At 70.1% G+C, this 22,896-nt stretch carries 19 protein-coding genes; 7 read left to right on the forward strand and 12 right to left on the reverse strand.

Going from position 1 to position 22,896, the window contains the following annotated elements:
• Positions 1–537 precede the first annotated feature (537 nt).
• A complete protein-coding gene (locus tag ACZ6I1_RS32970; protein ID WP_469292611.1) occupies positions 538–765 on the forward strand; it encodes a hypothetical protein in 228 nt (75 codons plus the stop codon).
• 20 nt (positions 766–785) lie between these two features.
• On the opposite strand, the gene ACZ6I1_RS32975 is transcribed toward ACZ6I1_RS32970, so the two are convergent.
• Positions 786–2,489 carry a carboxylesterase/lipase family protein gene (locus ACZ6I1_RS32975; protein ID WP_469292613.1) on the reverse strand — a complete coding sequence of 568 codons (1,704 nt, stop codon included), beginning with the start codon at positions 2,487–2,489 and terminating at the stop codon, positions 786–788.
• A 108-nt stretch (positions 2,490–2,597) separates the two neighbouring features.
• On the opposite strand from ACZ6I1_RS32975, the gene ACZ6I1_RS32980 reads away from it, so the two are divergent.
• Positions 2,598–3,515, forward strand: coding sequence for a MerR family transcriptional regulator (locus ACZ6I1_RS32980; protein WP_469292614.1), 918 nt, complete (start codon positions 2,598–2,600; stop codon positions 3,513–3,515).
• A gap of 70 nt (positions 3,516–3,585) precedes the next feature.
• Entirely contained in the window at positions 3,586–4,323 is a 738-nt protein-coding gene (locus tag ACZ6I1_RS32985) for a VOC family protein (protein ID WP_469292615.1), read from the forward strand.
• A 55-nt stretch (positions 4,324–4,378) separates the two neighbouring features.
• Here ACZ6I1_RS32985 and ACZ6I1_RS32990 read toward each other — a convergent pair whose 3' ends face one another.
• On the reverse strand, positions 4,379–4,948 hold the full coding sequence (locus ACZ6I1_RS32990) for a hypothetical protein (protein ID WP_469292617.1): 570 nt from the start codon (positions 4,946–4,948) through the stop codon (positions 4,379–4,381).
• A gap of 284 nt (positions 4,949–5,232) precedes the next feature.
• Here ACZ6I1_RS32990 and ACZ6I1_RS32995 point away from each other — a divergent pair, with 284 nt between their 5' ends.
• Complete coding sequence (locus ACZ6I1_RS32995; protein ID WP_469292619.1) at positions 5,233–5,685, forward strand: SRPBCC family protein; 453 nt, start codon at positions 5,233–5,235, stop codon at positions 5,683–5,685.
• A gap of 50 nt (positions 5,686–5,735) precedes the next feature.
• On the opposite strand, the gene ACZ6I1_RS33000 is transcribed toward ACZ6I1_RS32995, so the two are convergent.
• The 4 genes from ACZ6I1_RS33000 to ACZ6I1_RS33015 form a co-directional block, all read right to left on the reverse strand.
• On the reverse strand, positions 5,736–7,442 hold the full coding sequence (locus ACZ6I1_RS33000) for a thiamine pyrophosphate-binding protein (protein ID WP_469292621.1): 1,707 nt from the start codon (positions 7,440–7,442) through the stop codon (positions 5,736–5,738).
• A gap of 13 nt (positions 7,443–7,455) precedes the next feature.
• Positions 7,456–8,841 (reverse strand): hypothetical protein, encoded by a 1,386-nt coding sequence (locus ACZ6I1_RS33005; protein ID WP_469292622.1) that lies wholly within the window; start codon positions 8,839–8,841, stop codon positions 7,456–7,458.
• A gap of 15 nt (positions 8,842–8,856) precedes the next feature.
• Entirely contained in the window at positions 8,857–11,724 is a 2,868-nt protein-coding gene (locus ACZ6I1_RS33010; RefSeq protein ID WP_469292623.1) for a peroxidase family protein, read from the reverse strand.
• 106 nt (positions 11,725–11,830) lie between these two features.
• The gene (locus tag ACZ6I1_RS33015; protein WP_469292624.1) at positions 11,831–14,944 is read right to left on the reverse strand and encodes a hypothetical protein; all 3,114 of its coding nucleotides are present in this window, start codon (positions 14,942–14,944) and stop codon (positions 11,831–11,833) included.
• A 309-nt stretch (positions 14,945–15,253) separates the two neighbouring features.
• Here ACZ6I1_RS33015 and ACZ6I1_RS33020 point away from each other — a divergent pair, with 309 nt between their 5' ends.
• The 3 genes from ACZ6I1_RS33020 to ACZ6I1_RS33030 all read left to right on the forward strand — a co-directional run bounded on the left by ACZ6I1_RS33020 (position 15,254) and on the right by ACZ6I1_RS33030 (position 19,179).
• Positions 15,254–17,467, forward strand: a complete 2,214-nt coding sequence (locus ACZ6I1_RS33020) for a tetratricopeptide repeat protein (protein ID WP_469292626.1) — start codon at positions 15,254–15,256, stop codon at positions 17,465–17,467.
• Positions 17,468–17,585: 118 nt separating this feature from the next.
• A complete protein-coding gene (locus ACZ6I1_RS33025; protein ID WP_469292627.1) occupies positions 17,586–18,143 on the forward strand; it encodes a hypothetical protein in 558 nt (185 codons plus the stop codon).
• Between the two features lie 136 nt (positions 18,144–18,279).
• Positions 18,280–19,179 (forward strand): hypothetical protein, encoded by a 900-nt coding sequence (locus ACZ6I1_RS33030; protein ID WP_469292628.1) that lies wholly within the window; start codon positions 18,280–18,282, stop codon positions 19,177–19,179.
• Between the two features lie 100 nt (positions 19,180–19,279).
• Here ACZ6I1_RS33030 and ACZ6I1_RS33035 read toward each other — a convergent pair whose 3' ends face one another.
• The 6 genes from ACZ6I1_RS33035 to ACZ6I1_RS33060 all read right to left on the reverse strand — a co-directional run bounded on the left by ACZ6I1_RS33035 (position 19,280) and on the right by ACZ6I1_RS33060 (position 22,535).
• Positions 19,280–19,708: a hypothetical protein gene (locus tag ACZ6I1_RS33035; RefSeq protein WP_469292629.1), complete on the reverse strand. Its 429-nt coding sequence runs from the start codon at positions 19,706–19,708 to the stop codon at positions 19,280–19,282.
• Between the two features lie 30 nt (positions 19,709–19,738).
• Entirely contained in the window at positions 19,739–20,401 is a 663-nt protein-coding gene (locus tag ACZ6I1_RS33040; RefSeq protein ID WP_469292630.1) for a hypothetical protein, read from the reverse strand.
• Positions 20,402–20,574: 173 nt separating this feature from the next.
• Positions 20,575–21,117 carry an HAD domain-containing protein gene (locus tag ACZ6I1_RS33045; protein ID WP_469292632.1) on the reverse strand — a complete coding sequence of 181 codons (543 nt, stop codon included), beginning with the start codon at positions 21,115–21,117 and terminating at the stop codon, positions 20,575–20,577.
• Between the two features lie 280 nt (positions 21,118–21,397).
• Positions 21,398–21,664, reverse strand: a complete 267-nt coding sequence (locus tag ACZ6I1_RS33050; RefSeq protein ID WP_469292634.1) for a DUF4235 domain-containing protein — start codon at positions 21,662–21,664, stop codon at positions 21,398–21,400.
• Positions 21,661–22,125, reverse strand: a complete 465-nt coding sequence (locus tag ACZ6I1_RS33055) for a DUF3618 domain-containing protein (RefSeq protein ID WP_469292635.1) — start codon at positions 22,123–22,125, stop codon at positions 21,661–21,663. The genes ACZ6I1_RS33050 and ACZ6I1_RS33055 overlap by 4 nt, the downstream gene beginning before the upstream one ends.
• Positions 22,122–22,535, reverse strand: coding sequence for a phage holin family protein (locus ACZ6I1_RS33060; protein ID WP_469292645.1), 414 nt, complete (start codon positions 22,533–22,535; stop codon positions 22,122–22,124). The genes ACZ6I1_RS33055 and ACZ6I1_RS33060 overlap by 4 nt, the downstream gene beginning before the upstream one ends.
• Positions 22,536–22,896 lie beyond the last annotated feature (361 nt).

The following is a 22,896-nucleotide window of genomic DNA, read 5'->3' on the forward strand; positions in this document are numbered from 1 at the left end:
GTTCTTGGTTCGCGGAAACACAAACCAACAAACCCACCCCCCCCCCCCCCCCCACCCCCCCCCCCCCCCCCCCCCCCCCCCCCCCCCCCCCCCCCCCCACTGCCGTGCCGTGCGTTGACCGGTCGCTGCGTCCAGCCGGCCGTCGCCCGGATCAGGTCGCGCTCCTCGGGCGGTTCGTCCGCCACCGGAAGTTGGACGTGCGGTGGCCGTCCCCTACGGTCGGTCCGTGGTGATCAAATCGGGCGAGCGGCGCAGGCTCGGCGTTCCGGCCGCAGAGGCGCGGTTGCGCTTCGAGGCAGAACAGCGGGAGACCGGAGGCGGGCCGGGACGCAGGCTGCTCGTCGTCGACGGGGAACCCGTCTTCGAACTCCGATGCGTTTGCCGCGCTGCTGCCGGAAGGCGAGTACCTTCCGGTGCTGCTCCGCGCGGAGCCCCGCCTGGTCGTTCCCGGCAAGGAAGGCGACTACTTCAGCGGCGAGCAGGTCGTCACGTGGGGGCTCGACCAGTTCTGGGGCTGTCGCCGTCTCGACGCTGGACGTGTGCGAACCCGCCTCCGGTGCGCCGGCCGACCACTGCCAGCACTGGGGCCTGACCCACTTCCTGCTCGACGGCCACCACAAACTGGAGGCTGCGGCCACGGCCGGCCGCCCGGTGCAGCTCCTTTCGCTCCTGGCCCTGGGCGAGGGCCTGGCCGAAGCCGAACACCACGACCGGCTGCCTGCCCTGCGCGCTCAACCCCGCTCAGCCAGAACGACCGGTCACTGAGCCCACACGAGCGCGCCGGCTCACTGGGACAGGCGGTCCCAGAGCGAGCATTCGTGTGCGGAGTACGCGTCGACGGGATGGATCCCGCCCGGTCCCGGAGCCAGCGACTGCACCGACGGCGCGTGAGGCGACGAAGCGCCGAGGGCGGGCCAGAGCGGGGCGCCGGTGGTGTTCGGGTCGCCGGTGCGCGCGAAGTTCGTCCAGTAGCCGGCCATCCGGTCCGACAGGGCGCGCTGACCGTCGTTCAGCGGCCGTTCCGTGGGGAAGGACGTGAACAGGAACGGCATCTCGAAGCCGTGCGCCGCACCGTACGGGAAGCCCGGGTTCGCCGGCAGGCCGGCGAGGGCGGGAGCGTCCGGATCGTTGAACTCGTAGCCGTACAGGGGCAGGCCGGGGGAGTGCGCCGCGATGGCCCGGCCGGCGGCCAGCGTGGTGCACGTGAAGGATCGATCGGTCAGCACCGCCGCCCAGGCCAGCGCGGGAGAGGGATGGCGGGCCGCCGGATACCGCGCCTCGACGGCCGGGGCCGCAGGCCCGAAGGCCTCCGCCAGACGGGCGCGGTAGTCGCCCTCGGTGCGGATCGGGAACGCGGCGAGGGACAGGCCGACGAACATCCGCATCTCATCGCGGTTGGTGCCCAGGATGACCGGCACGCGGTGGAAGCGTCCCGACGCCAACGCCCGGGCGGGTGCCACGGGCAGCAGCCCGTTGCCGAAGGCGGGCCGGTTGAAGGACTGCATCAGCTGCGCGGTGGCGAGACGATCCGTGCTCTGCCCGCGAAGGCACGCCAGAACCCCGTCCCTGCCGCCCCCGGTCTCCGTCTCCGTCTCCGTCTCCGCGCAGCCCAGTTGCCGGGCGGCTTCCGCACCCGCCGTCTGGACATCGGCCTGTGAGGCGAACGGCTCGTACGCCGGTGTTCCGGGGCCCAGCGCGCCGCGCGGGAAGGACGTGAGGCAGGAACCGCTCTGGAGGACGGCCCGCTGGAAGAGTCCGGCGGCCGACGGCGAGGTGAGGTGGGCACAGATGCTGAGGGCGCCCGCGGACTCGCCGAACAACGTGACACTGCCCGGATCGCCGCCGAAACGCGCGGCGTTCGCCCGCACCCAGCGCAGGGCGGCCTGCTGGTCCGCCAGGCCGAACGGCGGGGCGGCGCCCAGCCCCGAGTGGCCGAAATAGCCGAAGATCCCCAACCGGTAGTTGACCGTGACGACGATGGCGTCACCCTGGACCGCCAGCCGCTCAGCGCTGTAGTCACTGCCGGAACCGCCCAGGAACGCACCGCCGTGCATCCACACCAGCACGGGCCGCTTCGTCACGGCCGGCTTCGCCGCCGGCACCGTGACGTTGAGGTAGAGGCAGTCCTCCGAGCCGATGACCGCGCCCGCACCCGGTGCCGGCATCTGCACACAGCGTTGAGCCGGCCTCGTGGCGTCCCGGACACCCTGCCACGCGGCGGCGGGCACGGGGGCACGCCAGCGCAGCGGTCCGGTCGGCGGCGCCGCGTAGGGCATGCCGTCGAAGGTGGTGTACGAGTCGTGCGACAGGCCGCGCACCAGGCCCTGCTCGGTCCGTACGACCGTACCGCCCCGCCTCTCGGAGTCCGGGGAACCGGGGCCTGCGCCGGCCGCGGGTACGGCGGTGGCCGACAGCAGTGCCACCGCGCACAGCAAGGGGAGGAGCGCCACGCGGAGTCCGGCTTTCCCGTACGGGCGCGGTGCTGTCATGGTCGGGGGCATACGTACCACCGTTCTTGGGTCGGGGTCGGGGTCGGGGACCGACCCGCCGGTGATCAATACGCTAGAACCTCCCGCGCACTGGAGGTTCAAGGGACTGTGACGCACGACACGTGGAGCATCGGTGAACTCGCGGCAGGAACGGGCCTTCCCGTCAAAACGCTCCGCTACTACTCCGACAGCGGTCTGCTGCCCGTGGCCGCCCGCAGCACCGGCGGGCATCGGCGCTACGGCCCCGAGGCGTGGGAGCGGATCGGGCTCATCCGACGCCTGCGGGCGCTGGACACCCCGATCGCGACGATCACCCAGGTGGTCACGGGGGAGTGCACGCTCGGCGAACTGGTGGCGACCGAGCTCGAAGCGGTGCAGGAACGACTGACGGAACTGCGGTGGCGCGAGGCCACGCTCACGTCGCTGGACGACTGCCCGGCCGAGGAACGGCTCCGGCGCCTGGAGATACTCTCCCGCGTGCAGCGGCTCCCGGAGGCGCACCGCACGCTCACCGATCACTGGTACCGCGAGCTGTCCGCGGCCATGCCCAAGCCTCGACTCGACCTCATGGTCGCCATGTTGGCCCCCGCCCCGCCGCAAGACCCCGTCCCCGCCACGGCCCTGGCCTACGCCGAGCTGCACCTGCTCATTTCCACGCCCGGCTTCACCCGCTGGACCCAGGACCACGACGAAGAGATGAGGGACGGCCCGGCCTTCTACGCGGAGATCGACGAAGCCGCCGCGCTGACGGCCGCCGCTCTGGCCCAAGGCCTGCCGCCCGGCGCCGGCGACGCGGTGGACGCGTTCGTGTCCGCCCACGCGCGAGCCCGGCGCGAGTCCGACACCCCCGCCTTCCGCGCACACCTGCACGGGCTGGTGTCGCGGTCATCCGGCTTCGACCCCCGACTGGAGCGGTATTGGGGCCTGGTCGGCACCGCCACGGCCGGTCGCGTCCTGAACATGACGGTGGCGCATCGATGGCTCACCGATGGCCTGTCGATGTCGATCGCCGCAACGAACACCTAGGCAGTCGTCGGGACGAAAACAGCCGGACCTTCTCGCGAACCGGGCCGGCCGCAGCTTCTAGGATCTGCGCATGGCAACAAGACTCGTGCAGATCAATATGAAGGCCCAAGACGACTCCGTGCTCGGCCGGTTCTGGGCAGAGGCACTCGGCTGGGGTGTCGACAGTGAGGCACCCGGTGTGACCAACCTCGAACCCGTGGGCTTCGCCTACCCCGACCCCGCGGCCGTCTGCATCGACATCGTCACCCGCCCGGAGCCGAAAACGGTGAAGAACCGGGTGCACCTTGATCTGGCCACCACATCGACCGCGCATCAGGAAGAGCTGGTCGCGCGCCTGAAGGACCTCGGCGCGACGCTCGCCGACGTGGGGCAGGGCGATGTCCCGTGGACCGTCATGGCCGACCCGGAGGGCAACGAGTTCTGCGTCCTGGAGCCCCGCGAGCTGTACCGGGACACCGGGCCGATCGCCACGGTGGTGGTCGACTGCACCGACCCGCGGGCGATGGCCCGGTTCTGGGGGCAGGCGATGGACTGGACGGTGCACGAGGTCGCCGACGACCACGCGACCATGCGCTCCGCCAAGGGTGTCGGCCCCTACCTCGAGTTCGTCCGCACCCCCGACACCAAGAGCGGGTGGAACCGCGTCCACCTCGACGTCTGCCCCTACCCCGGGGACGATCCGGCGGCGGAGGAAGCCCGACTGCGCGCCCTGGGCGCCACCGACCCCGGTATCGACCAGTCGGCAATCTCCTGGACGGTCATGGCCGACCCGGAAGGCAACGAGTTCTGCCTCCTCAGCCCCCGCTGACCTCGAGCATCCGGCCCGGCCGTCCGCGAGCCAGGCGCCGGGCCGTCGGGTGCTTTCAGAAGGGTGCGCGTGCCTTCAAACGGGACGCGGCGAGGACGAGCTCTTCCGGCACGGCCGGCCTGTCCAACCGGACTTCGACGAGGGGCCCTTCCCGGCCCGCGACGATCACCTGGTCGTCTCCGTGGGCAGTGAGAAGCAGCTCGCTCCAGGGACGGCTGAGGATCAGTGTCCTGTCCTGCCACAACTGGAGCCGGTGGTTGGTGAGTTGCAGCACGCATGGGTCCCACACGTCCGGCATCTCGGGGTGGAGGGGCGCCGGTTGGACGAGGTATTCGCTGAGGAGGGTCTCTCCCGGTGCGAGGCTGTCGATGACGGCTTCCTGTCGGATGCCGTCCGCCCGGCCACCCCGCGCCCCGGCCCATCCTGCGGCAACGGCCACCACCGCGGGCAGCGGAATGGTGATCCAGGCCGCGATACCGAGCTGCCAGCCCTGGACGACGAACGAGAAGCCGAGGATCGTCACGGCTCCCGCCCCGCCGACCGCGCCGTACAGTGCCGAGCGCCGTATGCGCTGTCGGCGCGCCCCGTCCTCGTGACGCGTGGCGATGTCATCCGTGTTGGCCATGGTTCCCCCCTGCCCGTGCCTCGCCCCACAGTAGGGGCCGCTTCCGGGGGTACGGAGGTCCTGTCCCCGTTGTGGCAGAGCTGTTGCAGAGGGAGGGGCTCTCACCAGCCACCCACCCGCGATCCCGGCGCCCGGCCGCCCCGATGCGCACGTTCTGCCATAGAGGTGAGCCCACCGGCGCGTCGCCCTCGCGGGCCCGCCGGCCGGACTAGCGTTCGCGAGGGTGAGGGCTGGGGCTCGGGGCTCGTAGCGCCACGGGCCCGGCTGACCTGAAGGCGGTCATCATGGCAGAGCGTCACCTCGAGATCCGGCGGCGAGCAGCCGCGCCGCCTGCTGCCGTCTGGGCCGTACTCGCAGATTTCCCGAACCTGGCGGGCGTCTGGAGCGGACTCAGGGGCTCCCGGGCCATCGGCGAACGGACCCGGGGCGTGGGTGCTCGCCGCCAAGTCGATCTGAAGCCGGTCGGCTCGTTGGTGGAAACGGTGACCGCCTGGGAGGAGGGCCGCACCCTCGCCACCGAGAACCAGCCATCGGCCCTCGTGCCGATGAAGCAGGCCGCGGCCAGGGTCAGCCTCGACCCAGACGGGGACGGGACGGCCATCACCTTCGACTACCGGTACGTCCCGAGGGGCGGCCCGGTGGGAAACCTGACCGGGCCCGTGATCGACAGGATGCTGACGGGACAGTTCCAGAGCATGCTGGCCGCCGTCGACGAGGCCGCCCGCAAGGCGGGCTGACAGAGCCCCGAGGCGCTGACCGGCGGGTGCCGACGGGGCGCGGCCGGCCGTCAGTCTCGGAAGCGTGCTTCGATGGTCTCGACGAGACCGTCGATGACGCCGTCGGGTGAAGGGCTGTAGTGAGGCACGGCCCATCGCGTGATCTTCGCGTCGATGACCGTGGGCCGGCCGGAGGCCAGGGCGGCGCGGAACGCCTCCTCGAATTCCTCGAGCGTCTCCACCCGATAGCCGTCCGCACCGCACGCACGAGCGTACGCAGCGAAGTCCGGGTTCTGGAACTCGACGAGGGCGGACTCGGCGTACGTGACGATCTGGAAGAGTTTGATCAGCTTGAACTGCCCGTCGTTGAAGATGACCCAGATGACCGGGATATCGTGCTCGACGGCGGTCATCAGCTCGAAACCGGACAGCGAGTAGCATCCGTCGCCGCAGCCGACGACAACGGTCCGGTCGGGGTGGGCGACCTTCAGGCCGATGGCTCCGTTGACGTGTCCGGCCATCGGCCCGAACGAGCCGGCCTTGCGGAAGTTCTGCCCCTGTTCGAGCTCCACGTAGTACCCGAGCCACGCCAGGTGGGCGCCCGCGTCCGCGAGCAGAACACCCCGGGGCGGCAGCATGCGCCCGATCGACTGCGCGAGTTCGCCGGGGTGGATCTTTCCCGTGAGGTGGGTGATCTTGCGGGCCTCGTAGTCCCGGCCGTCGACCTCGACCGCCGGTACGTCGCCGACCATCCCCTCCAGCGCGTCGGCCAGGGCAGCCACTGCCGGACGCGCGTCGGACAGCAGGGCGTAGTCGGGCCGGTAGGCCTTGCGGAACTCGACCTCGGAGATGTTCACATGGATGAGCACCTTGTTCTCGAACAGGTCCTCGCGGTAGTTGAACGTGGCGTGCTGATTGAGGGAGTTGCCGATGCACAGCACGACGTCCGCCTCGCGGAACGCCTTCCACGCACTGGAGTGGCCGCTGTCGGCGAAGACCCCGACCGCGAGCGGATGTCCCTCGGACACGATGCCCTTGCCGTCCAGAGTGGTGAGCAGCGGGATCTGGAACCGCTCGATCAGCCGCTCGATCTCCGGTCCCGCCCCGCTCCGCACCGCACCGAAGCCGACGAGCGCCACGATCCGCTTCCCCCGCGCCAGGGCGTCCGCCAGGACCGATGCGATCTCCGCCACCCGTTCCGGGTCCGGCAGGACCGGCTTCACGTCGAGGTTCAGCGGCCGGAAGTTCGTGACCTCGACGCCGCGGTGGGTCAGGTCCTCGGGCACGTGGATGTGCACGGGACCGGGCCTCCCCTCGAAGGCGGTGTTGACCGCTTCCTCCAGCACATCGCACGTGTCGGCGATGTCGGTGAGCAGGAAGGACTTCTTGGTCGTGGCCGCGAACATGGCCTGGGAGTCGGGCGTGCCGTTCACTCCCGACGTCTCGTTGAGCGAGCCCCATCCGCGCCACTTCATGGTCGCGTACCCCGAGACGGCGAGGACCGGATAGGAGTCGGACATGGCCACGGCCAGCCCCGAGAACAGGTTGAACGCGCCCGGCCCGGCCGTCGCGAAGCAGAAGCCCAGCCGGTTGGTGTACATGGCATAGCCGCAGGCCATGAAGGACGCGGCCTGTTCGTGCCGGGTGATGATCGGCCGGATCTTCTGCGAATGCTTCAGCGCCAGCATCAGCCCCGCCGCGTTCTCCCCCGCGCCCCCGAAGGCCGCGCGCACTCCGACGCCTTCCAGCCCCTTGACGATGGCCTCGTACACTCTCATCGGGTCGTCTCCCTCATCCGTCCCAGCGCGAGGCGTGCCGACGGTGAGCTTCGGTCAGGCCGTCCTGGAAGAACCGGTCGTAGTATTCGGATTCGACGTGGTGCGCCTGCAGCCAGATGCCGGGCACATGGATGGCGTCGGTGTGTGCCGGGAACCGCCCGTGCGTTTCGTGGATGTACACGCAGATGTCCCGCGCGCATTCGATCACTTGCCGGTCGTACTCGCTCGCCTCGGCGAGGTACCGCTGCGCGAAGTCGTCCTTGTAGATGCGGGTGAAGACCTCCTTGTCCGCGTAGATGCCGTTCTCCCCGAACTTGGAGCGGATCACGGAGTCGACCGCGTCCTGCATCGACGGGTAGTTGGGCGGGCAGGCGCCCTTGATGAGGTGCTCGCCGCCGGCCCGCAGCCCCACCGGGTGGGCGCGCAGCTCGGCGTACTTCGGCAGCGGCACGTGCCAGCGCAGGATGTCGGCAGGGCGGAACTTCGGGGTGACGAAGTCGAAGCCCAGCATGCGGCCGTAGGTGCGCGAGAACTTCGGGTCGCCCAGCATGATCTGGGGGCTGATCGTCGCGTGGATCCAGGCACCGAGCCCCATGGCGTCCGCGACCAGCATCATGTTCTGCAGCAGCAGGTCGGCCTCGACCTGGGTGCGCATCGGTCCCAGAGCACCGAGCGGCAGCTTGACGGCCGGGTTGAGGAAGCCGTTGCGCATCCACTTCCGTACCCCGGCCGGGCGGTAGAAGTTGCGGTCGTCGACGAGCGTGGGCCGGGCCCCCTCGGGCTGGGTGAGCAGATACATCAGCGCGTTGATGTACTGGTGGGAGAGGTCGACCACCGGCAGGAACAGCGTGGTGCCCGGCAGGTTGGACAGGAACCGGTTGGAGTCGAGGTACGCCGGGAAGTCGCGCATCCCCTCGGCGACGTCCAGGCGGTGGTCCAGTACCCGCACCTTCGACTGGCGTGCGCGTTCGATCAGCGTGTCGGGACCGAAGGCGTGGTCCGGGGACGGAGGCAGCTTCCTCAGGTAGTACGTGCCACTGTCGTTGATCATGAAGAAGTGGGTGGCCTGAGCGTTGTCCGGGCTGCCCGCGGTCCGCCCGGTCATGTTCAGGTTCGGCTTGGCCATGATGGGCTGGTGATCGCGGGGGTCCTCGAACGGCCGGTCGGGCATGGTGAGTCCCGAGGAGCCGGTGAGGGCGATGAGCACCGCCTCCTCGAGCTCGGACAGCGGCTCCGGCCGGTGCTCGGACCGATGGCTCATCGACCCGGCCGGCACGGACGCGCCCCTGCTCACGCGGTGGGTGCGCCGCTTGAAGACCGTCTCCCACAGCGGACGGGCCAGTAGGGCTTCCAGGCCGGGGTGGCCTGCGCCGGTACTGCTGCTGCCGGGTGTGGACATGGCGCCTTCCCCCGCTCAGCCGCGGCCGCGGCCGCTGTCGTTCCGGACGGGCTGGACCGGGCGCCAGGGCGCGAACGCACTGGCCGCGCGCGGCAGGATGCCCGCCAGCTCGGGGCAGTGCCGCAGAATGACGCTCGTCATGCCGTTGCGCTCGATCCAGTCCATGCCCAGGGGCGTGTAGACCTCGGGCCGGAAGTCAACCGTGAGGAAACGGTCGCTCTGCAACCGCCTGCTGGCCATCAGGATGAACACGCGGAAGGCGGTGTCGCTGAAACCGAAGCCCGTGGGGGGATTCTCGGCGAAGAGCCCCACCACGGTGTCGATGTCGTCCACCGAGCGGTACACGTCCCGAAGCCGCGCGACCGTCTCCGGATCGGAGGAGAGGTCCTCGAACCGCCGGATCCGCGGCTTGTGCAGGCCCGCGCGGAAGTCGTTGTAGCGCGGGACACCGCGACGCCGGGTGCGCACCAGGTCGACCACGGAGAGGTCGATGATCTCCCCGTCCCGCTCGAATGCCTGCAGGGTGCGCGGAAAGTTGTGCAGGGTGATCGCCCCCGGGTGGGCGATGCCCAGCGAGTACAGGCTGTTCACCAGGCCGGTCTTGCGGATGAGCGGCTCCGCGGCCGGGCCCTGCAGGTCGGTGAAGCTCAGGGTGTCGAGCCGGCGGCCGAACCGGTGGTCGACGAGCTCGTAGTCGTCCGGGATCAGGGGGTGCATCCGGTAGACGGTGACGAACTCCTCCGTGAGGGAGTACGGGGCGCCGTGGTGGTCGGGCAGGGTCTTGGGGATGCCCTTCTGCCCGTTCGCCTCCAGCAGCCAGACGCCCAGCTGGTCGAGCCAGTTCTTCGGCGGTCCCTGCCAGTTGGTCTTCATTCCGATGTCGAGCGTCTTGGTGGCGAGGATCGCGGGAGTCCACTCCACCGTGTGGATCTTCGCGATCAGGGCGGAGACGATCAGCCGCGCCGTGTGGTAGATCCGATCCTCGTCCATGCGCGGATACTCGTGCCGCAGGGCGTCGCACACCGTGTTGTGCTCACGGGCGAACAGGGTGTGCATGGCACTGAGGCCGAACCACCAGCTGTCGGTGAATCCGGTGAGCGGGACACCGTTCGAGCCGTACGGCAGGTGCCCCTCCTCCAGCCGCAGCCCGGCGCCGCCATCGGGCTCACGAAACGACTTCGCGACCGACTCGTCACCGCCGTAGACCTCCGAACCGTCCCACCAGTGCGAGACGCCGCTGGCGAACAGGATCGGCGACCGCTCGCCGCCGGGCACGTGCACCGCCTCGTCCGCACCGAAGCGCATCAGCTTCTCCCGCGGTCCGCCCGGGGTGTTCTGCCAGGTCTCGCCGGGCGGCATCGGCACCTCGACGCTCTTGGCGCCGACCGGATGCCTCTTGTGTTTGACCCAGTCGTGCACCTGGAACTGGATCCACGCGGCGGCGATGACGTTCAGCGAGGTCGCGGGGATGAACGCCTCACGCCGGAGCAGTTCCCGGCTGACGGTCACCGGATGGGGAACGTCGAACTGGTCCGGGCGGTAGACGGGGGGCATGGTGCGGCCGAACGTCGCGCCGACAGCGCCCATCCGCGGCTCGGACAGATCGTTGTACGTGCCGTCGTAACTGCGCCTGACCAGCAGCTCCTGGTTGAGCGGGGTCTCCACCGGTACGGCCGCGGGCGGAGCCTCGTGGACTTCGGTGTCGATGAGGTTGTGCCGGCGCAGCGTCTGGCGGAAGGCCATGAGGTTGAGCAGGCCGAGGGGGGTCGGCAGCCGGTGCCAGGGGACGAAACGGTTCACGGTGCGGAAGGCGGCCCGGAGCGGTGCCCCGAGCAGGGCGTTGCGCCGTGGCTCGACGGTCACGAAGCGGTGGCCCAGGCGGTGAGCGCTGCCGGCCTCGTAAGCGAGCTTGCGGGCACGGTTGAGGTTGCCCAGGGGCCGGAAGCCCTCCGTGGTGTGCCAGGGGTTGAACGCCAGCAAGTCGACCCGCGACGCGCCGGCGCGTGCTTCGGCCGTGTGGATGTCCTGGCGGGGGATGGTCAGCGTGGCCACCGGCACGACGGGTGCGTCCTCCTCCTTCCACTCGGCCGCGCCGTCCTCGACGGAGGTGCGCCGGGCGTCCACGTAGCGCTGCACGCAGAACTCGAAGACGACGTCCGCCTCGCGCAGCCGCTGGGAGAGCTCACGCCGCAGATGATCGGGGTGGGTGCGCGGTGTCGTCCGGGCCGGCGGGGCGTCCGCGACGGGCCGCAGCTGGTAGCGCACCGGTCCGCAGTCGCCCCACAGGATCGCGCCGCGGCTCCAGTACGTCTCCAGCGCCAGGCTGTGCACCGTGCGACGGGTTCCGGCGACGACGTTGCGCCGCATACGGGCAGCCGTGGGCCACCCGACCGCCAGGGGCAGCTTGACGAACAGCGCGTACCCTTTGCGCAGCCGCGAGTCGGCACCCGCCATGGCCTTCGCGAAGGCGACGAACTCCCGCGCGTTGCGGGCATGGGAGACCGGAAAGTTCGTCATCAGCAGATCGTGCGTCTCGTCGGGGCCCACCTCGACCCGCAGCGCCGCCCCGCGCAGATCGGGCGCGGAATCGGGCTGGCGGACTCCGCTCGCGTTGGACAGCCGGACCGTGACCGGGTACTCGGCTCCGGGCTGGGCGAAACCCGTCCGCAGGGCCTCGGGGAGGTCGTCGTGGAACCGCAGACGGGCGTTTTCCACGCCGAGGACCGCCTTGGCGTGGAAGGTCCGTTGGAGAGTGGGGGAGCCGCTGCGCTTCTTCACCTTGAGCTGCACGCGCAGGAGGTCACCCGAGAGTCGTTCGAAGATCCTCCGTTCGGCCTCGGGGCTGCCGCCGACGTAGCGCTCGTACCGATCGACCTCGTCCATGCGCGCCTCTTCGCGAAGGGGGATTGTGTGCACTCTGCACGAGGTTGTCGCACCTCCGGGCCGGTGTCGTGCGGAGCGAGGCAGACGGGCGAAGGCCCTCACCCCCTCACCCCACGGGCTGGCCGGCTCCGCCCTTCCCGTCGCTCCCGTCGCTCCCGTCCCGCCGGTCTCTCCCGGCCTCCCCGGCCTCCCCTCCCTCCCCGGCCTTCCCGACCTTCCCGGCCGCCGTGCCGAGGTAGTGGCCGAGCGCCCGGTAGGCGTCGAACTGGGCATGGTCGAACCACTGGTCGGAGGTGGCCTGCCGGGGGAAGGCCTTCTCCACGAGGGCGTAGCTCAGCAGCTCGTAGGACATGTCCGAGGTCAGGGTCGCCTTGGCGAAGATGATCGTGCCCTCGTCGGAAGGGGCGGTGCCGGGGGCGAAGACGACCGGTTCGGGGTACTTGATCGTGCCCGTCACCACACAGCTCGCCGAGAACCGCGCGTTGAGGGCCGCCATCGCTTCCGTCGGCTCGAGCGGCTCGGCGCTGCCCGCCACCAGCTTGAGCACCTCGTCCTGCGGGAACTCGATGACCACTCCGAGGTCCTCGTAGGCGAGGGTCACCGCCTGCGCGAGGGTGGTGGCCAGCGGCGGTGAGTCCCCGCTGGAGTCGATGACGTAGATCGTCCGGCAGCGGAGCCGGAGCATTTCGACCAGGCCGAGATTGTCGAAGTGCCCGCCGTCGGTGCACAACAGCATGGGGGTGGTGTCCGAGTACCGGCCCACGAGTTCCTGGAGCTGGTAGCGGAGCCGCCGGATCCGCGGCAGCCGGGGCATGGTCCAGTCGGGTCCGTACTTCGCCAGCTCGGCGAGATAGGCGGGGTTGGGCACCCACGTGCCGAGACGCAGGTTGGACAGCGCGAGCAGCCGTTCGAAGAACATCGTCTGCGTGCCCATCGCGGAGGCGAAGGCCGCGCCGGACACGGCGACGGCGGACTGCACCGTGATGTCACGCCTGATCAGCGGCCGGGCCGTCGCCTCCATCGTGGAGGTGCGCACCCAGCCGGTGTCCGGACCGCCCACGTAGTCGGAGGCGAAGGTGAACGGGACCGCGGGCCGGCCGGGCGCGGTGCGGTTGCGCAGCGAGACGGCGGCGGAGGCGGCGAAGATGACCTGGGGGAAACGGTCCACCTTCCGGGCGTGGGTGCTGAGACTGGTCGGTTCGGCGTTGTAGTCGTACGGGAGACCGCCGACCGAGCCGTCGCGCAGGACCGCGCGCCGCACCGCGAAGGCGCCGGCCACGCGCTGCCGGTAGAAGGGGTGCAGGCTGAAGGTGGTCTGGTCGATGAGGAACGACAGGACCAGCAGGGCGACCGGCAGCCCCCACCTCCACCGCCAGTCCCACTCGCCCGCGTACACCGCGACCCAGGCGAGAAGCGCGAGACCGAAGAAGCCGAGCAGGAGCAGCACCAGCCAGCAGACGATCGCCTTCACCCAGCTGGTATTGCCCTGGATGGTGATCGACTTGTCGGCCCCGGAGAACATGCTCGCCCGGTCGCCGTCCGGCTTGAACTTCTTGACCGACTTGTGGGCCGCGGTGAACAGTGCACCCACCCACGTCACCGCGGCCGTGAGCGTGGCGAGCAGGGACACGCCCCGGCCGCCCGTGGGGAGGACCGTCTGCGCCTCGGACAGCCACACGAAGAACCAGATCAGGGCGGGGAAGAACACGGTGTACGCGGCGACCGCCAGAGCCAGACCCACGATCGCCTTGATGGTGCTCCGTACCCAGGCCGGGCGGGACTGGCCGCTGAACGCCCTGACGAGGGAGGCGATCAGGGTCACCACGCCGGCGAGGGCGAGGAGGGCGAGGATGGGGTTCCGGACGTGCGCGTACAGCTCCAGGCGCGGGACACGGCCCACCGGACTCCGGAGGCCGTCGAGGTCGGTCAGCGGCAGGAACGAGTAGAAGGCGTGCAGGTACATGCCCGCCACGGTGAACATCAGCGCGAGCATGCCGAGGGAGACGACCATGCCGCGCAGCACCGTTCCCGCAGCCTGAAGCTTCTCCCTGGGACTGTCCGCGAGGTACTTCGCGTGCCGGCGTACGTGGTCCTCTTCGGGACTGCCGGGCGCGAAGACGTCCTCGGGCGTGGCCAGATCGGCCCGCACGAACGGCCTCCCGTTCTTGTCCTTGGGCTGCTCCGGGGTGAGCGCCAGCTGGAACGCCCCCGCCGTATAGCCGCCGCCCGATACCGACACCAGATAGCGCGCCCTGCCGACCACACCGGCGTCCCGGAGCGCCTGGAGGGCGCCGAGGACGACCGAGGCGGAGCGGATGCCGCCGCCGGATGCGCAGATGCCCACCTCCGCCGCCTCACGGCCGGGCAGTTGCAGCGCCCTGGTGCGCCAGCGGAGGACCCTTGCACTGTCGTTCGGCCCGGGCTGCTCGTGGCGGTTCGGTGCGGGCGGCTCCTCGCGTTCCGGTGCGGGTGGCGCGTACGGGGCCGTCCAGTCGGCCAGCGGAGTGGAGGCGTGCGGCGCCGCGGGCGGAGCGATCACGTCCGGGTCGTCCGACCAGCTCTCGGACCCGTCGGCCAGCTTGTGGGCGCTGCGTACGACGGCACGCGGACGCGGAGGCTGCGCGCCCAGCACCTCGGCCCCGGGACGCAGCGTCAGGCGGAAGGCCAGGATGGACCCCGCACACAGGGCCGCGGCGACCAGCGAGACGACGACCGTCCACTTCACCTGTGCGCAGTAGGCGGCCCAGATGAAGGCCCATTCCGGATCGCTGTCGAGCCGGTCCAGGCCCAGGCGGAGGAAGAAGTTCTCCGCGCAGTCCGCCACCAGCGGTACGGCGGTGAGGGCCAGCGCCCGACGGGCCCACGCACGCGAGGTTTTCCGGTACAGGAAGAGGGTCCCGAAACCGAACACGGAGGCCAGCGCCAACGTGTACCCCGGGATGAACATCAGCCAGTCGAGGAGGAGCCCGTCCTTGAAGAGCCTGACTCCGCCGCCGCCGGCGTCGCCGCCGATGATGTCCCGCACGGTCTGACGCACCGAGCGGTCCTGGCCCGCGGCGAACTGCAGCCGCACCTCCGCCCTCGCGCCGGGTGTGTCCAGGGGCGGGGCCAGCCAGTACACCAGCATCAAGACGAGGCCGGTGATCAGGCCGCCCCAGCAGAGCCAGGGGGCCCAGCCCGGAATCCGACGTCCCGGACGGTGCTCCTGAGTGTGCGCCATGTACTCACGGTAGTGAAACCGCAAGCCGGTTCCGGGGACGCGCGCGCACGGGTCTGAGCGCGGCTGCTGCGCTTCGCGGCTGCGCGGCTGCCCGGTTGCGGCCCGCTCGCGGCGGACGGACGCTTGTGGTATCGGCCCGGCACGGTGTTCCTCCTGGGTCGCTCATCGGCGGGTGGTCGCGTAGCCGCGCATCCCGCCCTCTTCGCGGGTCCCGTCGAGCACCGCTCAGGCCGCATGCCCCCGCTCGCACAGATGACCGCTCGATCGAATCCGGCCCAGGGGAAGCAGCAGGAGGAGGAGTCACCAGCCATGTCCATCATCCCGGACCCCACGAAGCTGTACGGGCCGGCCCAGCCGGCCGAGAGGAACGATCTCGAAGAGCTGATGCAGAGGGTTGAGCGGAGCCGGGCCGTGGAAGCCGCGCCCGTGGAGCCGGAGGCCGAGGACATGGTCCAGCTCAGGGCCCGCGTGGCGAGGCTCGAAGCACAGGCCGTGCCGCAGGCGGACACGTCGGCGACGCGGACGACGGTCAGCGGGCGCTACCGCAGCGCCGGGGCCGCGACACAGCTCGAACTGCGCGTGGACGTGGACGGCACACGGCCCATGAATCGGATCAGCGGCGACTTCTTCGAGACCAGTGGAGCAACCACCAGCTACGTCGGTTCGTTCGTCGTGGCGGCACCCACCGCCACCACCACCGAGGGTTTGCTGACGCTCTCCGGACAGGGGAAGTTCAGCTTCCCCGTCGTGTCCCCGCACGTCGAAGTGACCATGGTCCGGGGTGCGAGCGGCGCCGCACTCCCCCCTGGCCCGGCCTCCGTCACGTTCTCCAACAACGGCGCCGCGCCCAGCGCGAGCTTCCTGTGCACGTTCGTCTCACCGCATTTCCGCAGCGTCCTGCTCGAACAGGACTCCGTGGCCGGGACGGTCCCGTTCATCTCGTACGACACCGGGTCCCTGCCGCAGCCCCCTTCGAGTCAGGCGCGCGTACTGAGCGTGCCCGCCGCCTACGCGGAGGCGGGGATCGAGATGCAGATCGCCGGCACCCCCAACGTCATATCCACCGGCGGTGCCGGCCCGGACGAGAAGTGGGACGACGCGGAATTGCACAACGCCATGGTCAACCACTTCAGCCTCTGGCGGAACGGTCCCCAGTGGCAGGTATGGCAGCTCATCGCCACCTCGTACGTGGACCCGGGGACGCGGGGCATCATGTTCGACGGCTTCGGGGCCTTCCAGAGACAGGGCTACGCGGCGTTCCACGATGAGATCCAGGGCGCGGACCCGCTCCGCCAGCGGGCGCAGCTGCGCACCCACGTCCACGAGATCGGGCACGCGTTCAACCTGCTGCACTCCTGGCAGAAGCACCTCGCCAGCCCGCCGCAACCGCTCGGCCCGAACGGCGGGCTCGGCGACCTGTCCTGGATGAACTACGCACAGAACTACCAGCCCCCGCCGCCGGCACCGGGCGGAACGACCGCCTACTGGTCGGCGTTCCCGTTCCAGTTCACCGACAGTGAACTCGTCCATCTGCGGCACGGCTTCTACCGTGACGTGATCATGGGCAGCAACCCGTTCGGTCTCGGTGCGGCAGAGATCGACGTGGACCTCTTCGACACGCCGGTGATCGACAACTCCGGGCTCACCCTGGAACTGCGCTCCAACGGCACCTTCCGGTACGGCGAACCGGTCGTGATCGAACTCAAGCTGGCCACCACCGACCTGCGCGGAAGCCTCACACACGGCCGGCTGCACCCCAAGGACGGGTTCGTCACCGTCGCCATCCGCCCCCCTTCAGGAGCGGCGACGGTCTACCGGCCCGCGCTGATCCGCTGCACGGACCACGAGCCCCGGACGGTCCTCGGCGCGGACCGGTGTGCGATCTACGACAGTGCCTACATCGGCTACGGCAAGGACGGCTTCTACTTCCAGCAGCCCGGCCGGTACCAACTGCGGGCCCAGTACTACGCGGCGGACGGTTCGCGAGTGCTCTCCCAGGTCCACCAGCTCACGGTCCGCTCGCCCCGCAGCGATGACGACGAAACCGTCGCCGAGCTGATGTCCGGTGACGAGCAGGGGACGCTCTTCTACCTGCTGGGCTCCCACTCCGAAACCCTCAAGCCGGGGAACGAGGCCCTCGACCAGGTCCTGGACCGCTACCCGGAGCACCCGCTCGCCGTGTACGCCCGCCTGGTCAAGGGCTTCAACGCGTCACGGGACTTCAAGGACCTCACCGCCGACAAGCAACTGCACGTCCACCACGCCAACACCGACGAGAGCATCGGCCAGCTCAAGAAGGTGGTGAAAGCCTCTGCCGGCGAGCAGGGCGTCGACAACATCACGCTCGGCCAGGTGATGCAGAGGCTGGCCCGGGTGCAGGCGAAGGCGGGCAACCTGGAGCGGGCGGAACGCGTCATGGACGAGATGGTGGACGTCTTCCACCGCAAGAACCTCAACCCCCAGGTCATGGAGCACATCCAGGCCCAGGCCGAACGCACGAAGGAAGAGGTCTCCGGCGAGTAGGAACCGGGACCGAAACCGGAAACCGGAAAACGGAGACCGGAGACCAAGCACGACCCATGCATAGCCCGATGCATAGCCCGATGCATGGCCGCAGCCACATGACCCCGGAGGAAGCCGCATGCCCCACTCCCCCCTCTCCGGAAGCGAGGGCGGCAGCCAGACGGCCGCCGCCCTCCAACTCGCCCTGGCGGCAGCGCCGGGACCGCACTCCGTCGGCGCGCCGGTTCCCATCGCAGTGGAACTGCGCAACACCGGCGGTTCCGAGGTGTGGGTCGTCGGTGTACTCGACGGTTCCGAGGCGGGGATACGTTTCCCCCACTACCGCACGTCGGTCCTGCACGGCGGACGCGTCGTATCGGAGCCATGGGTGGAGGACCCCCTCGTCGGCCCGCTGCTGGAGTCACACTTCCACCGGCTCCCGCCGGGCGAGGGCTTCGACCCCACGGACGGGGGAGGGGCCGCCGCCTCCCTGCCCTTGACGGTCTTCGCCCAGTTCCGGCCCGAGGAGAAGGGCCAGTACCAGTACCGGCTGACCTTCTCCACCGAGAGCGCCCGCCCCGAGCAATGGTTCGGGCGCTTCGGACAGCGCGAAGACGAACACGACGTCCTGCTGGAACTGATCAGCCGCGTCCCGCGCGCCCTCCTCACCGCCACGGCCGACGTGACGGTGAGCTGACCGCAGGGCCGGCAGATGTCGGCGAGAGGCAGGCGTAAGAAAGTAATTGAACACGTTCAGTGCGGGCTGGCAGAATGGTCAGGGCCGCCGACCGGGCGGACGCGTTCGTTTCGCCGTGCCGGAATGGGGGGTGGCCGTGGATCAGAAGCGGTCGTACGGCCGGGTGCTGCTGGTCTCGGTGCTGGTGGGCTGCCTGGAGGTAGCGCTCGCCGTCGTGGTGGTCCTCCTGTACGTCCGGACGCAGCCGCCGCCCGACACGCCGGTTGACCACACGGCCCTGCTGCCGGGCCTCGTCTCCTTCGGCGTGATCGTCGGCCTGGTCGCGTTCCTGCTGTCCCTGGCTTTCGTGCTGCCGGCGGTGGCGCTGGCCGACCTGTTCGGCCGCCGCCTCGGCGGCCGGGAAGCGTGGTGGTGGGTGCCGCCGATGGTGGCGGCCCTGGTGGCACCGCCGATCGCGGCCTTCGGGGCGTACAACCGCGTGGAGGTGCGGCCCCTGCTCGTCTTCTGGGCGGTGGCCACGGCCGCGCTGTCGGTGGGCGGCCTGGTTGCGCGCCTCCGGCACACGGGGCTGGTCCGGCACGTAGCGCTGCGGGGCGCGGCCGTAGTGGCGGGGACGGGCCTGCTCGGTACCCTCGGGTTCGCCGTCGGCCTGCTGCCCGCGTACGAGCCGCCGGCGATCGGCCCGGCGACCATGGCCGGCACCTGGGTCGACCGCACGGGCGGAACGCTGGTCTTCACGTCGGACGGCCTGGTCACGGCCTCGGGCGTCGGCGAGCACGACCCCGACGACCACCCCAGCGGCCCGTCACGGCGGTGCTCGGGCTCCGGCACCTGGTCGTACGAGCCCGGGCGAGACGTCTGGACACAGGAAGTCCGGATCCGGGTCCCGGAGTGTTCCTGGCCGTCGGCATGGAGCGTTGGCGGCACCGACCGGAAACCGGCGATCTACCAGCGTGTCGGTCACCTCGGTCACGCGGATCCCGGAAAGCGGTACGAGCTGCGGAAGGCGGCCGATCGCCGAAGCGGTAGGCGGTAGGCGCCGGTCACGGTGACGGCTACGGTGTCACTTCACCGGCGTACCAGATCGAGCTGGCGGAAGTAGGCACGCAAAGGCGCCGAGCGGCTGGTTGGTTGGTTCAGGAGTATCGGGCGGGGAGATGGACAAGGAACACGCTGATGGCTTCGTTGATGTTGGGAAGCCTGCTGGCGACCTCGTGGACCACGGGACTGGAAATGCTGACCCACCACAACTCAACCTTGCGTTGCATGAAGCCGGAAGGGTGGGCGGACACGTTCAGGAACCCGACAGGGAGTCCGCGGTCGTCCGGAGCGTGCTTGATCCCGTCATCCCAGTACACGTCGAAGTAACCCCTCCTGTCCGGCCGCTCGTGGAGGGAGAGTTTGCGGAGCTCCAACGCTTTCCTGAGGCGTGGTTCTATGCCGTCTAAGTACCCCATCCTGACTCCCGTCGATGGCGATGGCGATGGCGATGGCACGAGCGCAGCCGATCCGCGCCCGATGGCTACTGCACCAAGCCTCTTTCCCACCGCCTTGCCGGCGGACACCTTTGCAGGTTCACCCGGTCACCGCGGCTGTCACCAGGGGCTGCTGACTTTGATGCCCAACGCCCTTACCCGTTCCTGGTCCTGCGGGGCAAGCTTCAGCAACAGGTCCTCGCCGACGCGGCCGTCGTGCCGCCAGATGAGGAAAAGGCTTGCGAGCGCGGCTTCGGCGACCTCCGGGTCCTCGTCCGCCGCAGCGAGCACCAAGGCTTCCACGACCGGTCTGGTCCGGAGTTCCGCGACCGCCCGTGCCGTCCGGGCCCGCTGCTCCGCAGGGACGGCCGGGTCGGCGAGCGAGCGCAGGACGTTCGCCGTGTCACGGGCGTCCTCGCAAGGCAGCACCCAGACCACATAGGCCAGCTGCGCGCCCACCATGATCAGGTATTGCAGCGGCATGAGCAGTCCCACCGGCAGCAACGGCACCAACGGCAGGACGACCATCCAGCCGCCCCTGATCCGCTGGGGACCGCCGGTCGGCGGCTCGAACCGCCGACCGGCCAGTAGGACGAGCACGAACATGGTCGCGATCGTCAGGAGGGGAACCCCCACGAGCCCGACCCGCAACCCGAGCGCGAACTCATCGGCGAAGGGATCGTCACCGAGAGCCGGCACCACCGAGGCAGCGGCTACCCAGGCAAGGACGACGGTCAGGACGTAACGCCGCAGCGAGATCCACAGCCACTTCCCTGTACTCATGACAGCTTCCTCACTTCAGCAGCTCTTCACGTACGCCACTGACCAAGTCCGGTCTCTGCGGTCCTTGTAGAAGAGGCAGTGCCTCCAATCAGTCCCGTGCGTCTGGCCATTGGTGTGGGCCATGGCGTCATGAACGATCCAGCGCGTTCTCTCCGGTGAGTGTACGGACGGCGCTATGGCCGAACAGGATGGGGAACGGCCGGGACCAGTCGCAGCCAGGAGTCCAGAGCCGCAAAGTCGCCATCAGTCAGACCGTGGCGGGGATCGACGCGATGGAGCAGGGCCCGTCCATGGTGGTGGGCAGCGACCCAGGCCCGGTCGACGTCAGTGACCTCGTCGTCGACCCACACGAAGGGCCGCCCGGCCGCCCGTTCAACAAGAGCGCGGGTCTTCCAGTGCATCCCGTTCCGCTCATCCTGGTCATCGGTGGCCGACGGCTCCGGCCAAACCACCACTGCCAGCTGCGGCAAACCAATGCGGGGAGCGACGCACTCGTTCGCTTCATCCATCCATGTCGTCGCCCAGACCAGCTCGCACGGAAGCGCAGCCAGCCGGGGACCGTGCTCGGGGTTGATCCTGGACAGGAGCGGATTCTCATCGGCATCAAGAGCTTCAGCACCCGTCCCATACGTCGGATACTGCTGCGCCGCGCCGAACGGGATGAGCGGACCATCGACATCGAGAAACAGCAGCGGAAGCTGCACAGAGCCAGTCACGACAGCACAATAGCGACAGATCCCAACGGGCACCGTCGGAGGGCGCCGCCGGGTTGCAGGCGATGCCGCGCAGCCACGGCTGATGCAGAGAGTCGGACACCGCGTCATCTCTCGTGAATCGGGCAGCCCGAAGGGCAACCTCGTCGGCGGCTGGAGGCATTGGCGATCCGGCGAGGGGTAGGTAGGCAGGCGCTGCCCGGGAAGCGGCGGGGGCGCCGTGACGGCGGGCTGTGGGTGCGGGCAGCGTCCGCGCCAGCCGCGGCGGGCCGGCCCGGCTGGGTCAGCCGGGCCAGGTGCCCGTGAGGCGTCTGGTGGCGGCTGCGCCCGCCCGGTCGACGGCGGCCTTGACGAAGGCGAAGATCGCGCCTTGGAGGGCCGCGGCCAAGAGGATCTCTTGCCACGTGCGGTCTTCGTCGGTGGCGTCGGGGGCGTCCCCCTCGTGCCCGATCATCTTCCACGCCTGCTTGAAGGCCATGCCGGCGAGCATTCCGCTGACGGTGCCCAGCGCCAAACCGACCGGCTTATAGGCGATCTTGGATGCCTTCATCGACACCTCCTGCTGCGCCGTACGAGCAGGAAGACGACCAAGAAGGCGGTTGCGGCGAGCAGCGGGGTGCGCTTCGCCCGCGCCGTGGCCGCCAGCCGGCCGGTCTTCTCCCGTACAGGATCGGGGGTCTTGTCCGCAGCGAGCTGTCCGGCCCGGTACGCGGTCTCGCGGACCTGCGCTGCGGCGTGGGCGGCCTTGTCGAGGACCGGGTCGGGGGCCTTGTCCTTCAGCAGGTGCTTGGCCTGCTCCGCCTTGTCGCGGAGCTGGCCGGTGACGTGCGCGGCCTTCTCGGCCGCCTGCTCCTTCATGGCGGCGGCCTGCTCTTGCGCCCTGGCTTTCACGTCGGCCTTGCCGGCCAGCGCCTCGATGGTCTGGCCGAGTTCCTCGCGGGCGTGCTCGACCTGCTCGCGTAGCTCTTCCGGTGTGGGCGCGGACTCTTCGCGGGGGGATGGGCTGGTCATCGGTGTGTGTGCTCCTTCATCTCGGCTACGTCGGCCTTGACGCTGTCGATGGTCTGCTCCGGTACGGGCGGGCCGGCCTTCGCGATCTGCTTCTTCCCGGCCATCGCCATGACGGCGGCTACCGCTGCCAGCGCGGCGGCGGCGATCAGAGCCGCAGCCCACACCGGGAGCAGCAGCGCGAGTGCGGCGATCGCCGCGCCCGTCAGGGCCTGAGCGGCAAGGAAACCGACCAGGCCGGCCCCGCCGAAGAGGCCGCCGCCGACTCCGAACCGCTTGCCCTTCTCGGTCATCTCCGCCCGGGCCAACTGCATCTCTTCGCGCACCAGCTCCGACAGCTGCTGGGATGCGCGGGTCACGAGCGCGCCCACCGAGTCATCGGAGTCGTGGGCGTGCCGGTCAGCGCTGCTCACGAGTCTCACGAGTCTTCACCTTGGCCTTCCTCGTGCTGCTCTCTACGGGTATCCCTCGATGGCTGCACGATGGGCCGCCATCTGCAGGGCGGGGGCGGCACCGCGCCGCTCAGCTGTCCCGCTGCTGTCCCATTGCGGTCCTGCTGCGGTCCTCCGCGGTCCTGCTGCGGTCTCGGTGGTGCCCCTGCTGTCAGTGGTGCGCCTACCCGGTATCGGGCCGTGCACCCGCACCGGCGGCCTGCGCTTCACCCGAGCTGCCCCTGCCGCTGCCGCTGCCGCAGCCCCGCTACGACCCGCACTGCACCGCAGCGGCCTGCCGCGAGCCCGATGGCGGCTCCTGCGGCGATGTCGGGGGGGGTAG

Source organism: Streptomyces sp. NPDC046303, assembly GCF_055588085.1.

Excerpts from the sequence above, each read along its gene's own strand:
- ACZ6I1_RS33020 (WP_469292626.1), top strand. The coding sequence starts at position 15,254 with ATGTCCATCATCCCGGACCCCACGAAGCTGTACGGGCCGGCCCAGCCG.
- ACZ6I1_RS32975 (WP_469292613.1), bottom strand. The coding sequence starts at position 2,489 with ATGACAGCACCGCGCCCGTACGGGAAAGCCGGACTCCGCGTGGCGCTC.
- ACZ6I1_RS33000 (WP_469292621.1), bottom strand. The coding sequence starts at position 7,442 with ATGAGAGTGTACGAGGCCATCGTCAAGGGGCTGGAAGGCGTCGGAGTG.
- ACZ6I1_RS32990 (WP_469292617.1), bottom strand. The coding sequence starts at position 4,948 with ATGGCCAACACGGATGACATCGCCACGCGTCACGAGGACGGGGCGCGC.
- ACZ6I1_RS32985 (WP_469292615.1), top strand. The coding sequence starts at position 3,586 with ATGGCAACAAGACTCGTGCAGATCAATATGAAGGCCCAAGACGACTCC.
- ACZ6I1_RS33010 (WP_469292623.1), bottom strand. The coding sequence starts at position 11,724 with ATGGACGAGGTCGATCGGTACGAGCGCTACGTCGGCGGCAGCCCCGAG.
- ACZ6I1_RS33055 (WP_469292635.1), bottom strand. The coding sequence starts at position 22,125 with ATGACCAGCCCATCCCCCCGCGAAGAGTCCGCGCCCACACCGGAAGAG.
- ACZ6I1_RS33040 (WP_469292630.1), bottom strand. The coding sequence starts at position 20,401 with ATGAGTACAGGGAAGTGGCTGTGGATCTCGCTGCGGCGTTACGTCCTG.
- ACZ6I1_RS33015 (WP_469292624.1), bottom strand. The coding sequence starts at position 14,944 with ATGGCGCACACTCAGGAGCACCGTCCGGGACGTCGGATTCCGGGCTGG.
- ACZ6I1_RS33025 (WP_469292627.1), top strand. The coding sequence starts at position 17,586 with ATGCCCCACTCCCCCCTCTCCGGAAGCGAGGGCGGCAGCCAGACGGCC.
- ACZ6I1_RS32995 (WP_469292619.1), top strand. The coding sequence starts at position 5,233 with ATGGCAGAGCGTCACCTCGAGATCCGGCGGCGAGCAGCCGCGCCGCCT.
- ACZ6I1_RS33050 (WP_469292634.1), bottom strand. The coding sequence starts at position 21,664 with ATGAAGGCATCCAAGATCGCCTATAAGCCGGTCGGTTTGGCGCTGGGC.
- ACZ6I1_RS33005 (WP_469292622.1), bottom strand. The coding sequence starts at position 8,841 with ATGTCCACACCCGGCAGCAGCAGTACCGGCGCAGGCCACCCCGGCCTG.